This window comes from Thermosipho africanus Ob7 (assembly GCF_003351105.1).
Lineage (GTDB): Bacteria > Thermotogota > Thermotogae > Thermotogales > Fervidobacteriaceae > Thermosipho > Thermosipho africanus.
The window spans coordinates 1-14134 of record NZ_NKRG01000010.1; the positions used below are offsets into that span (position 1 = coordinate 1).

The following is a 14134-nucleotide window of genomic DNA, read 5'->3' on the forward strand; positions in this document are numbered from 1 at the left end:
TTGTTTTATCATTTTAACAATTTTCTTTATTGCTGAATCGTAATCACTTCATAGAAGGTAGATTATTTATTAGAATATAACTTTAAATGGTTGAATATTAGTTGATACATAAGTATATAATCTATGCTCCGGATGTTTTTTTAGACTCGTGACAGTATTAAGTATTTTGTTAAATAGTTCTTGCAGAGAAGATATACTAAACGAATATTGTCGATCTACACTTTCTTTTTAACAGGTGCAGCCTTTTTTATTTTGGCCTGAGTAACTCTGTTTGTGTTAATGGGCTTGAAAAAATGAAGTTAACATATAATAAATATTAATTTTCTAAAATTTGGAGAATAAATATTTTGGAATTATTATTATTACTTTGTATCATGTAAATTATTTTTGAAATAAAAACGTTTAATATAATTATCATACATTTTTAAAAGATGAAATGAAATAAATTCATTGTTTTAAATAGATTTAAATTAATATTGACGTTTTATATATTGTTATATATAATATACGTGTCATTTTAAGTGAAAGAATAAAAGGGGGAAGAATGTATGATTGATATGCAACTATTTATGACGAAAGAGGGGGATATATGTAGTGTTGAGGGGTGGTGGCATCCTGAAGATAAAGTGATTTGCAATTACATTTACATACAACAACCTGATGGAGATATAGAGATAGAAAACAGAAAATATGTAAAAGTAATACGTAAGAAAGATGGAAGTTGGCGCAGCTTTGAAGAACAGTTAGAGTATATTAAAAAATTGGGAAGAAAACATACAAAAGCATATTTTGTTGAACATAAAATGTTGGTTGATAAAAGTAATATAGAAAAATTTTATGATCCGTTTTATACATTTGATAAATTTTCGAATAATTATCCTCAAGAGTTTTACTATTTAGAAGAATTTTTAAAATTATTAGGTGTCTCAAAAGAAGAATACAGTGAAATAGGAATGGTTGGATCATATCAGGTAGGACTTAGAAAAGAAAAGAGTGATATAGATGTTTTATTTAGATTTAATTTGAAAAGAAATATGGAAATATTTGAAAAGATTATAGGATTATCATCTAAAAAGGGTATGGAAGTTTTTGATAGAGGAAAGAAAACTCCTTTAAGAGTATACTTTAGGGATAAAATATTTTGTTGCCATTTTGCATATGAAAATACTGAGGATATTCCTAAGATATTTTCGATAGATTATAGGAATTTAGGAGCAGTAAATTATAAAGTTGAAATTATAGATAATACCCATTCAATATATGCACCTACGATTGTTTTAGGAAGAATATTAAGTACAGATGAAAAAATGAATATTGTAATATATCACGGTGGAAATAAGGGAGAGTATAATGTTGGTGATATTTTAAATGTAAAAGGTGAATTGATAGAAAATAATTTGGGAAAGTTTTTAAATGCAAAAAATGTTGAAAAGTTAAAAGATTAAGGGGATGAGAGAATGGGGGGGCATCAAGGTAATTTTAGTAAGATTTGGAATAAAGTTTGGATAGGTAATAATACATATTCTGATGAAAAGGTGAGAGACTATGTTTCAAGATTAAAAGTTAAACAGATAGTAGAATACATAAAGAGAGAATTTAAAATAAGTAATGTTGGAACTATTGCCGAAATTGGTTGTGGTGATGGAAGAATTTTAAAATTAGTAGGGAGAGATTTAAACAGTAAAGAACTTATTGGTATAGATATTTCAGAAAAGGCAATTTATAAGGCAAGGAAAATGTTTGGAAATCAAATGTTACTAAAGCTTGGTAGTGCAGTAAATGTACCAATAGAAGATAATTATTGTGATTTAGTATTGTCATTGGGAGTTATTGAGCATTATAGATTAAAAGAAGACTTAGAAAAATCTGTAAAAGAAATTTATAGAATTTTGAAACCAGGCGGTATAGCGGTGATAATGGTTCCAAATAGAATATCTTTTGGAGTTATTGATAGGATTATTCAACAAATTTTTGGAAAATGGGATTATGGTTATCAAAAAGAGTTAACTCCAAAACAGTTAGAGAAGATAATTAAAAAGAGTGGATTTTCGGTTATTAAGTATAAAATTACCAATCTTATTGTAGTTCCTGGAGTTAGGAAAAATTTTAGGTTCCGTGTAATTAGAACATTTGATACTTTTTTAAAAAAGATTGTAAATGATTGTGGATTTTATCTATATACATATTCTAAAAAATAGCATGAAAATAAAGTTGAGGTGGAAAAATGATTTATGCAATTCTTTCAGCAGTATTGATGGGTAGTACGGCTATTTTTAACAAATTTGCATTAAAAGACTTTGATCCCATGTTTGCCACAGTAATCAACTCGTTGTTAGCAGGTATTTTTTCATTATTTTTTCTAAAAAAGTTTCAGAAAATAAATATGTATGTTATTTTCGTAGGGTTGTTTAATGCCGTAGGATTGCTTTTTATGTTTATGGGTCTTTCAAAGCTTGATCCTGGTATAGCAATGGTTCTTGGAACATCATATTATATCTTTACATCTTTGTATTCTGTCCTTTTATTCAAAGAAAAAATTTCTATGAGTGTATTTTTTCAGATAGCGGTTAATATTTTTGGAATAATTTTAATTATTATGCCTTCTTATAAAGTTGAGAATCTAAATCTTGTTGGTGGTATATTTTCTATATGTTCGGCTCTATTTTTTGCAACCAGTAATTCAGTTGCAAAGTTATCAAAGATTCAGGCAGATTTTTTAGTTTTTGCAAATAATATTATAACTTTCTTAGTTATCAGCATTCTTTATTTTTCTATATATGGAACTAGCTCTCTTTCATTCAGCTTACGTGGCTTTATTTTTCTAACCATAGCTTCATTTATAGGTTCATTTTTGGGATTATATTTTTTCTACAAAAGTTTGAGTAAAATAGGTTTTTCAATTGCAAATATAGTAAGAACTTTAAATCCAATTACTTCGTTGCTACTTTCAAGACTATTCTTTCCAAATGTAATAACAATGAGACAGTGGATAGGTATAATAATTGTTATTTTTTCAATATATAGATTAAATGTTTTAATTAATAGAACAAAAGTTGAACTAAAGAAAGCTTAATTAAAGAGCTCCCCTACCTAAAAAGGCAGGGGAGCTTAGAAAATAAATTTTTGATTACTGAATAGCCTTTAATGCAACAGTATTTAAGAAATTCCAAGGTTTGTTAAAGTGGGGTTGGAAGAAAAAGTCTGAAAATGCAAGATCCACTAAAGTCATATTATTTGAAATAGCAAGTGAAAGAGTATTTATACTTTCTGCTACATTAGCTTTAGACATTATCTGACCACCTAGGATCCTTTTAGTTTTATCGTCATATACAATTTTTATGTATACTTTTTCATACTCAGGCATAAACTCCGGTCTGTTATTTTCTATTGTAAATATAGTTTTCACATCTAAATTTCTTTCTTCTGCAAACTGTTGGCTTAACCCAGTAGTAAAGACGTTATATGAATACACTTTAACACCTGAAGTTCCTTGTGTTCCCTTGTATTCTACCGTATCATCGAACAAATTATATGCAGCAATTGTTCCCATCCTAACAGCATTTGTTGCAAGTGGAATATACTCATATGAATTAGTAGGTGTAAACCAAACGGCTGCACTATCTCCTACGGCAAATAAATCATTTTCAAAAGTATGAAGATACTTGTCGACTTTAATTGCTCCGTTTTCTAGCATTTCTACTTTTCCTTTAAAAAGTTCTGTATTTGGCTTGAATCCCATTGCAAGCACTACCATATCTGCATTATATTCACCTTTGTCGGTGATAATTTTACTTACATGGTTGTTTTCACCTTTAAATTCTACAACTTTTTCTCCAAGAATAAGCTCAACACCGTTATTTTTTAATTCTGCTTCTAAAATATCTGTAAATTCTCTATCAAGGTATCTTGATAGAATTCTATCTTTTATATCAAAGAGCATAACTTCTTTTCCGTTTTCTTTAAAAGCTTCAGCAAGTTCAACGCCAATATATCCTGCACCTATAACGGCAATTCTTTTAGCATTTTTTGAATGATTAATTATATCTTGTGCGTGGTAAAAGTTTTTTGAAAGTTTTATTCCTTCAAGGTCAATTCCTGGAATATTCGGAATAATTGGCCATGAACCAGAAGATATCAGCAACTTGTCGTAAGTATCTTTGAAAGTCTCACCGGTTTCAAGATTTTTAACAAGAACCCATTTTTCATTTGTGTTGACATCAATTACCTCATGTTTCATCTTTGGATTTGCTCCCATTTCTGATAATTGTTTTGGGGAAGAATAGAATAGTTTTTCAGGGTCTTTCACCACGCCACCAACGTGGAGTGCAATTCCACATGAGAGAAATGATATTGTGCCATTTTTCTCATAGATTGTAATATCTACTTTGTCTCCATATAATTTTTTTGCAGTTACAGTAAATGCAGTTCCAGCATGTGTACAGCCTATAACTATTACTTTCATATTTTTTTCAGCCTCCTTAATTTGAGAATAATTTAACTTTTAGACTTCATCTATAATTATACTTAGTTTATACTAATTTGTCAAGTAAAAAATAAGAGGGTAAATTTACCCTCTTATTTTTCTAATTATCCTTATTGTAAAAGCTTTTTTGCTTCTTCGAGTGTAGGAATTTTTCCAGAAATAACTATTTTTCCATCGATTGCAACAGCTGGTGTTGCAACAACTCCGCGAGAGATAATCTCGTTGATATCTTGTACTTTTTCAATAGTTGCATCGATATTTAGTTCTTCTACTGCCATTTTCATTATTTTTTCAGTTTGTTTGCATCTTGGACATCCACTTCCTAAAATTTCAATCTTTTTTGCCATATTATCCCCTCCTTATATTCTTCCGTATATTAAACCAAATATAGTAGAGAATATTACTACCAAGGTAAAGTATGTAAATGCTTTTTTCTTTCCAAAAAGTCTTGTTATAACAATCATACTTGGAAGGCTCAAAGAATTTCCTGCCATAAGGAGTGCAAGTGTTGGCCCTTTTGCCATTCCAAGTTCTCTTAAAGCCTGAACAATTGGTACTTCAGTAAGTGTTGCAAAATACATAAACATTCCAATAACTGATGCAAAAAGATTTGAAAGTATTCCGTTGCTTCCAAGTATTTTTGTAACCACTTCTTGAGGAAGAAGTTTGGTTATTATTCCCGCTAAAAATACTCCAATAAAAAGGTAAGGCAAAATCTTTTTTGCAAAATCCCAAGTTTCTTCCAGCCAGCTTTTTGTAGTATCTCTTTTAAATGAAAACACTGCCATTAAAAATACAATAATTGATATGACAAACATTGTTGTATACTTAACTGCTGGATTAATTTTCAACCCACCAATTATTAAGAATGCAAGTTGTAGCAAGAAAAATACAAGAACTTTTAGACCATTTTCGCTTTTTTCTTCTGTTGTAATAAAACCACCTTCACCTTTTTCTTGGAATAATAATTCCATTATCAGACCAATCAGTATAGCAGCAGTTATAGTTGCTATTAATCTTGCCAGTCCTAGATCCCAGCCAAGAACTCTAGCAGTTAAAAATATTGCAGCTATGTTTATTGCAGGTCCAGCAAAAAGAAACGTGGTTGCCGGTCCAATTCCAGCACCTTTTTTATATATCCCTCCAAAAAGCGGAAGAATGGTACAAGAGCATACTGCAAGTATTCCACCACTTACTGCTGCAATGGGGTAAGAAATAATCCTTTTTGCAGTTGGTCCTAAAAGCTTTAGTACAGCATCTTTTTTTAGCATGACACTTATGGTTCCGGCAATAAAGAATGCCGGTACAAGACAAAGCAATACATGCTCTCTTGCATATTCTTGTAGCATTTGAAATCCATTTAATATGCTATCTTGAACGATAGAAGCATTAAATGGGACAAAGTAGAATATTAAAAATATTGTTAAAATAATCACAAACTCCTTCACAAGAAATCATCCTTTCTATAATAGTTAGTAGTTTCGATAATTAGTATATAATAAAATTCTTATATTGTCAATAAAAAAATTATTTTAAAGCGCTGAGAATAGCTTTAACAATCTTGTTATCTTGCAATTTGTATATTACCATGTTGCCATTTCTTTCATCTTTGATTAATTTTAAATTTCTTAAGATAGAAAGATGCTGTGAAAGGTTTGGTTGGCTCGTATTTATTTGTGATAGAAGTTCACAAACACAATGTTCTTTTTCACTTAGTAGGTATAATATCTTAAGTCTAATTGGATGTCCAAGTGCCTTTAAAATGCTTGCAGCCTCTTCGAATTTTTCCACTTTTTCACTCCTTTTTTTGTAAATTCTTTTTTATTATAACTAATTTTTACTAATATTGTCAATTATTTTTACGTATGTTAAAATAATTAGTAATCCTAACTAAGGAGGATTTATATGGAAATATATAAAAAAATATTTGCAATTGCACTTCCTATTGCATTACAACAATTTTTATCTACTGGTGTCAATTTTGTTGATACCTTAATGATTGGAAAACTTGGTGAAGTTGCAATTGCAAGTGTGGGACTTTCAAATCAATTTTTCTTTTTATACAATCTTATATTATTCGGACTCATATCTGGTGGATCCATCTTTTTTTCACAATTTTGGGGAAAAAAAGATCTTGATGGAATAGCAAAATCATCCGCAGTAACAAGTGCTACTGCCTTACTTTTTTCTGCAGTATTTTTTACTCTTTCTTTTTTCTTTCCACAGACTGTTATGAGGTTCTTTAGCCCTGATCCACTTGTAATTAGTGAAGGAATTATTTATTTAAAAATTATCTCTTTTTCTTTTCCTATATTTGCTTTGAGTATGGTCTTTTCTTTTGTTTTAAGAAGTGTAGAAAAGGCTCATATTCCGATGTATGTAACGATAGTAGAACTATCAACAAATGTATTTTTAAATTATAGCTTAATCTTTGGAAAGTTTGGCTTTCCAAAACTTGGTATTTTAGGCGCGGCTATAGCAACCCTTATTGCAAGAATAGTTGGACTTGTTAGTTTAATTTTGATTATAAAGGTAAAAAATCTTCCAGGATTTTTTACACTAAAACATCTTGAGATGATTGATAAGAAATTTTTAAAAAACTTTTTCCATTACACACTACCTACAATTGCTAATGAATTTGCTTGGTCTTTTGGTATGACTATGTATTCTGTTATATACGCTCATATGAGCACTCAAACAATAGCGGCAAGAAACATAATGGGAACTATTGAAGGATTTGCGTATTCCTTTACATTTTCTATTGCATCAGCTGCATCCGTTATTGTTGGAAATTATCTTGGTGCATCTAGATTTGAAGAAGCTTTTGATGTTTCAAAAAAGGTAATAAAGCTTTCACAGATTGTAGCAATTATTTCTGGCACTTTGACTGTTATTCTTTCCTACTACATAGTAAACTTCTTTGATGTTTCTGATGAGGTAAAAATGCTCGTTAGAGTAACTATAACAATTTCCATGGCCTTTATACCCATCAAGGTCTTTAATGGTTTAAACATTGTTGGTTTTTTAAGAGCAGGTGGCGATACTAGATACTCTTTTATGGTTGAAGCAGGAACTTTATGGCTTCTTGGAGTTCCTTTTGCAGCATTTTCAGGACTTGTTTTAAAATTTTCATTGCCAATTGTTTATCTTTTTACTATGAGTGATGAAATAGCAAAGGCAATTATCCTCTATTCAAGATATCACAGTAGAAAATGGGTAAAAAACGTTGTTGAAAAACTATAGAGCTTTTTCAAGTTCTTCGATTTGTTTTTCAAGTTCTTCGATCTCATGCATTGTATTAAATATATTCTCTTCTAATTCGTTTTTTTGATTTACAAGCTTTTCAGCTTTTACATAATCAGAGTCGATATTTAATAGCTCTTCTTCAACCCTTTCAAGCTCTTTTATTAATTTTTCTTCTTTTTCTTTTTTCTTTTTCAATTGCTCTTTTAGGCTTTTTAATTTGTTTTTCAGTTTCTTTTTCTCCTCAAATTCTATATTTTCTTTCTTTTTTCTTTCTTTTTCTTCGGTTGGAACATATTCACTAAGGTCAGATATTTCTTTTAGTATTCCTTTTTCTAATACAAAAAATTTGTTACACACGTTCTTTATGAGCTCTTCATCATGTGAAACAAGTATAATATTTCCTTTAAATTCTTTTAAAGCATTTTCAAGAGCCTCTAGAGTGTCTAGATCCATATGATTTGTAGGTTCATCAAGCACTAAAAGATTTGGTTTTCTAAGGAGCACCTTTGCAAGAGCAAGGATCTGTCTTTCGCCGCCACTAAGGTTGTGTACTTCTTTAAATACATCTTCACCCTTGAAACCAAATTTTCCAGCATAAGCTCGTATTACATAATCTGGTTCAAATTCCATTTCATTTGATATTTCTTCAAATACAGTACTTTCTTCATCTAATTCTTCTACAAATTGATCAAGAAATTCTACTCTTACATTGTATCCAAATTCAACTGTTCCAGAGCCATTTATATCTCCTTTAATTAACCTTAGTATAGTACTTTTTCCAGAGCCGTTTTTACCAAGCAGAGCCATTTTATCCCCCGAATGGATCGTAAAGCTTACATCTTTTAGTATATCCAAGAATTTTAAATGTTTTACGGTTAAAACTACGTAACCTGGCATTTCAGGAGTTGGAAGGGATATTTTTTTATCAAATTCTTCTTCGTTGAAAGTTACTTCAGATTCAAGCTCTTCAAGCATCTTTTGTAGCATTTTTTCTTTACTCTTTGCTTGTTTTATGAATTTTTCTCTTCCCCATTTTCTGTATCTTTCAATTATCTTTTTTAACCTTTCAATTTCCTTTTGCTTGTTCTTCATTGTTCTTTGTTGGTGGAGTATAAGTCTTTCTCTTTCGACAAGATAACTGTCAAATTTCATTTTAAAATCCCATATTTTTTCGTTGTTTATTTCTAAAAATCTTTCACATGTATCTCTTAAAAAGCTCCTATCGTGCGAGATTATAATGTAACCTCCATTAAAGTTTTTTAAGAGGTTTTTAAGAAATCTTATTCCTAAAATATCAAGATAATTTGTTGGCTCGTCTAATAGAATAAACTCTGCATCTTCAATGAAAAGCCTTCCAATTTGAAGTCTTGTTCTCTCTCCTCCACTAAAAGTGGAGATATCTCTGTGCCAATCTTCTTCTTCAAATCCCAGGCCCTTAAGTATACTTCTAACTAGTCTTTCTTTTTCTGGAGTGTTAGCTACTTTCATATAGTATTCGTATGGAGTTTTTTCATCAAATGTTCTAAACTGGTCAAGATACAAAATTTTACCGGAAGTGATTATCTTTCCTGTATAGTCGTTAAAAATACCAGCTATTGCCTTTAAAAGTGTTGTTTTCCCTGAACCATTTTTACCAATTAGTGCAACCCTTTCTTTATCGGATATATTTAAATTAACATCCGACAACAGAGTTTTTCCTGGAAATGAAATTGTAAGATTATTTAGAATGATCAAAGCAAAATCACCTCGTGCTTATTTTTTTTGTTAATTTAAAGCATTCGATTGAAATTAATATAGCAAAAAGATGCCACAAAATTACAAAGATTGTTATGAAAAATAAATGTATCCCGTTTAAGTTTGTATCTCCATGGGCAAGTCCTGTAAGATAAGCATATATATTGGCAGCTAAGAAGTTAGAAATAGATAGTGAAAACAGTAAAACTAACTTTTTGTATTCAAAGAATGCTTTTTTATCTATAATTTGCAAAGTAATAATGCCTAAGGAAGCAATGATTGTAAACGAAATTAATTCTGCTGGCATCATAAAATCGTATAAAAATTTGCCTTTGCTTATTAAAACGATTATTGTTAGCAATACCGGGGTGACCACTGGAAAAGTTGAAACTATAGAAAATAAGTAACTTAAAAATTTAAAAATGTTGCTTTTTTTCATGTTTTGTCACCCCCTTTCATAGTTAGTTTATCACAAAATGCTCTTTAATTCTAATTCTTGACAGAAAATTCATTATTTATACATATTAACATTAATATATATGTGTTATAATGATATGAAAGAAATATGGAGGTGAGATAATGCAGCCACAGTTTAATTTGAATAATGAAAACACAAAAATTAAGGAAAAGATGAAAAATGTAAAACACAAGATAGCAGTTTTAAGTGGAAAAGGTGGAGTTGGAAAGACCACAGTTGCTGTAAACCTTGCAACAGCACTTGCAGAGAGTGGTTACAAAGTAGGGCTTCTTGACCTTGATATGCACGGTCCTAACATAGTAAGGATGCTTGGTGAAAAAAATCCATCGGTTGATGGTGAAGAGATAGTTCCTGCTGAAATTTTACCTAATTTAAAGGCACTTTCTATAGGTATGCTTGTTGAAAGCGGAAAAGCTGTAATATGGAGAGGTCCACTCAAACATTCTGCTATAAAGCAGTTTTTAGGAGATACAAAGTGGGGTGAACTTGACTTTTTGATTTTTGATTTACCACCTGGAACAGGCGATGAAGCGTTAAGTTTATTCCAAACACTCGATGATCTAGATGGAGTAGTTATGGTAACCACACCTCAAAAAGTAGCCCTTGATGATGTAAGAAGGGCAATTGACTTTGTACATTCGATGAACAAAAAATTAATTGGTATAGTCGAAAATATGTCATTTGTAAGGTGCCCAAAATGCGGAGAAAAAATTGAAATATTTGGAAGTGGCGGAGGAAAAATTCTTGCAGAAGAATACAATGTAGAGCTTTTAGGACAAATTCCTCTTGATCCAAAGGCTGCAAAACTTGCAGATGAAGGAAAACCAGTCACCCTTTATATGAGAGAAAGTGAAGTCGAAGAAGAATTTAGAAAGATAGCTGAAAAGGTCGCAAAAGCTGTAGAGGTGGAATAAATGAGAATTGAGCCAACCGGGGATCCTAAGATAAAAAATGAAAATATAAAGAAGAAAAAAGGTTTAAAAGGAAAGCATAAAGTCAGTTTTTCCAGTGAAACCCCCGGTTTTTTCGATGTTTTGCTTGATGTGGAAGAGGAACAAATAAACCAAGAACTTGAAAGAATAGTAAATGACATTCTGGAGGCGGGGAACGATTTTGTTCGTTCTCCAACTCCAGATTCTTTAAGAAAATACAAAGAAAAGATAAAGAAGTTTTTGAAGCTCATTGAAAAAAAGATGTACAAGCTTGGTGGAAAAATGGATTATGCGACTAACACACCACGTCTTCATGTTATTGTTGAAGAAATCGATTCAAAACTTCAAAATCTTGCAGAGAAATTGATTTCAAGTGAGGCTGGAACAATCAATTATGCTGCAAAGGTTGAGGAAATTAATGGACTTATTCTTGATTTGTATAAGTAACAAGTAAGAGGTGAAAGTGTATGAATATTTTGGTTACAAACGATGACGGTGTAACAGCCGATGGAATACTATGTCTTGCTAGAACATTAAGCAAGAAATACAAGGTAACAGTTGTTGCTCCAGAGACTGAACAGAGTGCAGTTGGACATGCAATTACATTAAGGCTACCGCTTTGGCTTAGAAAGTTAGACATAAACGAAAACTTTGAGATATATTCTGTATCAGGGACACCAGCTGATTGTGTAAAAATGGGAATAGATGTTGTACTTGGGGAAAAACCTGATTTGCTAATAAGTGGGATAAATAGAGGGAATAATTTAGGAACTGATGTTGTGTATTCAGGAACTGTTAGCGGAGCACTTGAGGGTGCTATAGCAGGTGTGCCTTCAATTGCAGTTTCAAGTTATAGCTTTGAAAATCCAATGTACGAAACAGCAGCAAAGTTTATATTAGATTTTCTTGAAGAATTTGATGTAAGATCTATTCCGAGGTTTACTGCTCTTAATATAAATGTACCTTCGGTTCCATATGATCAGATTAAGGGATGGAAATTGACACGACAGAGTAAGAGAATGTACGATGATTACTTTGAAAAACGTGTTGACCCTTCTGGAGGAAATTACTATTGGATGATGGGAACTATAATAGAAGATGATCCCGATCCAAAGGCTGATTACAAGGCTATTGCTGAAAATTATGTTTCAGTAACTCCAATAAGTGTTTTCTTAACAAATGAAGAATATTTAAAAAGATTGGAGGAAAGGTATGAAGATAAGACTATACGGTGATCCAATCTTGAGAAAAAAGGCAAAAATAGTGGAAGATTTTGAATATATTCAACAAATAAAGGAAGACTTGTTAAAGATAATGTACCTTGAAGATGGTGTTGGACTTGCGGCACCACAGGTTGGTATCTCTTTAAGATTTTTTGCAATGGATGATGGTAGCGGACCTTTAATCATTGTAAATCCTGAGATAATAGAACATTCTCAGGAAAAAGAAATTGGAGAAGAAGGTTGTTTAAGTCTTCCAGGTATATTTGAAGATGTTGAAAGGTATAAATGGGTAAAATTAAGATATCAGGATGAATATGGGAAAGTTCAGGAAAAGTTGTTTGAGGGGTACAGTGCAAGAATTGTTCAACACGAAAGGGACCATTTAGATGGAATACTCTTTATTGATCATCTGCCAACTAGCGTAAAAAGACGACTTTCTACTGAGCTTTCTAAAATAATGAGGATGAGAATGGAGGAAAAAAAGTGAATTTTGAGGATTTTAACTTGAGTGAAAAAACGTTGAGGGCAATCAACGAGAAAGGATTTGAAAATCCAACGCCAGTACAGGAAAAGGTAATACCTACACTCTTGAAAAAGGAGAAGAATTTAATAGTACAGGCAAAGACTGGAACAGGAAAGACTGCAGCATTTGGAATACCTTTAATTGAACTACTAGAAAACAAAGGATATGTTCAAGCGATCATTTTAACACCGACTAGAGAGCTTGCACTCCAGGTTTCTGAAGAGATTAATTCTCTAAAGCGAAAAAAATTAAAAATTCTTCCAATATACGGTGGTCAATCTATTCAAAGACAGATTGATCATTTGAGAAAAGGTGTAGATATAGTCGTTGGAACTCCGGGAAGAATATTGGATCATCTTGAAAGGGGAACAATAGACCTTTCAAAAGTGGATTATTTTATTTTAGATGAAGCAGACGAAATGCTTGACATGGGATTTATTGATGATGTCGAGAAAATATTAAAGAGCACATCTGATGATAAATTTTTCTTGATGTTCTCTGCAACAATTCCAAAGAGAATAATTGATCTTGCAAAAAAGTATATAAAAAATTATGAGGTTATAAAGATTCAGGATAAGCAGTTGACAACAAATTTAACAGAACAGATATATATTGAACTAAGAGAAAGTGATAAATTTGAGGCGTTGTGTAGAATAATAGACATGGAAGAAGAATTCTATGGAATGGTATTTTGTAGAACAAAAGTTGAAGTTGATACTGTATCATCAAAATTAATTGAAAGAGGATATGATGCCGAAGCACTTCATGGAGATTTCTCTCAATATCAAAGGGAAAGAGTATTAAAAAAATTCAGGGAAAAGAAGGTTAATATTCTTGTTGCAACCGATGTTGCTGCACGTGGAATTGATATAACAGGCTTAACACACGTTATTAATTATTCAATTCCTTTGAATCCTGAACATTACGTTCACAGAATAGGAAGAACAGGAAGAGCCGGGAAAGAAGGTATTGCGATAACTTTTGTAACTCCAAGGGAATATAGACAATTATTTAGAATAAAGAAGTTTTCTAACGCAAAGATAAAGGAAGGAAAAGTTCCATCTGTGGATCAGATTATTAAGACAAAAGCGAAAAAGATAAAAAAACAAGTTGTTGAAAATAATTCAAAAAAGCATGATATTTACTATGAACTTGCAAAAGAACTTCTCAATGAACTTCCTGCCGAAGAGGTTGTTGCAACGTTACTTAGTATGGGGTATAAATCTTTAAACCCAGAAAGTTACAATAATATTTCTCAAATTTCTTCAAAGAAAGAAGAAGTTGTAAGATTATTTATTGCGCTTGGAAAACAATCTGGAATTAACAAAAAGCAATTGATTGATTACATAGTTAAAAATACCGGTATATCAAGTAAAGTTATAAGTGATATTACGGTATTAGATAAATTTTCCTTTATTACAGTTCCTTACAGAGAGGCTGAAATAATTCTTTCCGTCTTTAAAAAGAGAGGACGAAGATCAATAGTATCAAAAGCAAGGGCGAGAAACTAGGAGG

15 protein-coding genes are annotated in these 14134 nt (G+C 31.3%); 9 read left to right on the top strand and 6 right to left on the bottom strand.

Annotated elements, in window-relative coordinates; all coding sequences use genetic code 11:
- Positions 1 to 548 precede the first annotated feature (548 nt).
- The 3 genes from OB7_RS08930 to OB7_RS08940 are packed head-to-tail and all read left to right on the top strand — an operon-like array spanning position 549 to position 3073.
- Positions 549 to 1445: a hypothetical protein gene (locus OB7_RS08930; RefSeq protein WP_004100964.1), complete on the top strand. Its 897-nt coding sequence runs from the start codon at positions 549 to 551 to the stop codon at positions 1443 to 1445.
- A 12-nt stretch (positions 1446 to 1457) separates the two neighbouring features.
- Positions 1458 to 2198 (top strand): class I SAM-dependent methyltransferase, encoded by a 741-nt coding sequence (locus tag OB7_RS08935; protein ID WP_004100962.1) that lies wholly within the window; start codon positions 1458 to 1460, stop codon positions 2196 to 2198.
- A 26-nt stretch (positions 2199 to 2224) separates the two neighbouring features.
- Positions 2225 to 3073, top strand: coding sequence for a DMT family transporter (locus OB7_RS08940; RefSeq protein WP_004100959.1), 849 nt, complete (start codon positions 2225 to 2227; stop codon positions 3071 to 3073).
- A 54-nt stretch (positions 3074 to 3127) separates the two neighbouring features.
- On the opposite strand, the gene OB7_RS08945 is transcribed toward OB7_RS08940, so the two are convergent.
- The 4 genes from OB7_RS08945 to OB7_RS08960 form a co-directional block, all read right to left on the bottom strand.
- Entirely contained in the window at positions 3128 to 4462 is a 1335-nt protein-coding gene (locus tag OB7_RS08945) for an FAD-dependent oxidoreductase (protein ID WP_114703096.1), read from the bottom strand.
- A gap of 131 nt (positions 4463 to 4593) precedes the next feature.
- Positions 4594 to 4830 (bottom strand): thioredoxin family protein, encoded by a 237-nt coding sequence (locus tag OB7_RS08950; RefSeq protein ID WP_012579912.1) that lies wholly within the window; start codon positions 4828 to 4830, stop codon positions 4594 to 4596.
- 12 nt (positions 4831 to 4842) lie between these two features.
- Positions 4843 to 5931 carry a permease gene (locus OB7_RS08955; RefSeq protein ID WP_004100954.1) on the bottom strand — a complete coding sequence of 363 codons (1089 nt, stop codon included), beginning with the start codon at positions 5929 to 5931 and terminating at the stop codon, positions 4843 to 4845.
- Positions 5932 to 6010: 79 nt separating this feature from the next.
- The gene (locus OB7_RS08960) at positions 6011 to 6274 is read right to left on the bottom strand and encodes an ArsR/SmtB family transcription factor (protein ID WP_004100953.1); all 264 of its coding nucleotides are present in this window, start codon (positions 6272 to 6274) and stop codon (positions 6011 to 6013) included.
- Between the two features lie 114 nt (positions 6275 to 6388).
- Between OB7_RS08960 and OB7_RS08965 the strand changes: the two genes are divergently transcribed.
- Positions 6389 to 7726, top strand: a complete 1338-nt coding sequence (locus tag OB7_RS08965; RefSeq protein ID WP_114703097.1) for an MATE family efflux transporter — start codon at positions 6389 to 6391, stop codon at positions 7724 to 7726.
- Here the strand turns inward: OB7_RS08965 and OB7_RS08970 are convergent.
- On the bottom strand, positions 7721 to 9463 hold the full coding sequence (locus OB7_RS08970; protein ID WP_114703098.1) for an ABC-F family ATP-binding cassette domain-containing protein: 1743 nt from the start codon (positions 9461 to 9463) through the stop codon (positions 7721 to 7723). The genes OB7_RS08965 and OB7_RS08970 overlap by 6 nt on opposite strands.
- A 7-nt stretch (positions 9464 to 9470) precedes the next feature.
- Complete coding sequence (locus tag OB7_RS08975; protein ID WP_114703099.1) at positions 9471 to 9902, bottom strand: hypothetical protein; 432 nt, start codon at positions 9900 to 9902, stop codon at positions 9471 to 9473.
- Between the two features lie 140 nt (positions 9903 to 10042).
- On the opposite strand from OB7_RS08975, the gene OB7_RS08980 reads away from it, so the two are divergent.
- Genes OB7_RS08980 through OB7_RS09000 form a run of 5 tightly spaced genes read left to right on the top strand, consistent with a single transcriptional unit; the run spans position 10043 to position 14130 of the window.
- On the top strand, positions 10043 to 10855 hold the full coding sequence (locus OB7_RS08980; RefSeq protein ID WP_004100944.1) for an Mrp/NBP35 family ATP-binding protein: 813 nt from the start codon (positions 10043 to 10045) through the stop codon (positions 10853 to 10855).
- Complete coding sequence (locus OB7_RS08985) at positions 10856 to 11320, top strand: YaaR family protein (protein ID WP_004100942.1); 465 nt, start codon at positions 10856 to 10858, stop codon at positions 11318 to 11320.
- Between the two features lie 20 nt (positions 11321 to 11340).
- Positions 11341 to 12108, top strand: a complete 768-nt coding sequence (surE, locus tag OB7_RS08990) for a 5'/3'-nucleotidase SurE (protein ID WP_004100941.1) — start codon at positions 11341 to 11343, stop codon at positions 12106 to 12108.
- Positions 12086 to 12583 (top strand): peptide deformylase, encoded by a 498-nt coding sequence (gene def / locus OB7_RS08995; protein ID WP_004100939.1) that lies wholly within the window; start codon positions 12086 to 12088, stop codon positions 12581 to 12583. Before surE ends, def begins: the two co-directional genes overlap by 23 nt.
- On the top strand, positions 12580 to 14130 hold the full coding sequence (locus OB7_RS09000; RefSeq protein WP_004100937.1) for a DEAD/DEAH box helicase: 1551 nt from the start codon (positions 12580 to 12582) through the stop codon (positions 14128 to 14130). The genes def and OB7_RS09000 overlap by 4 nt, the downstream gene beginning before the upstream one ends.
- Positions 14131 to 14134: the final 4 nt, after the last annotated feature.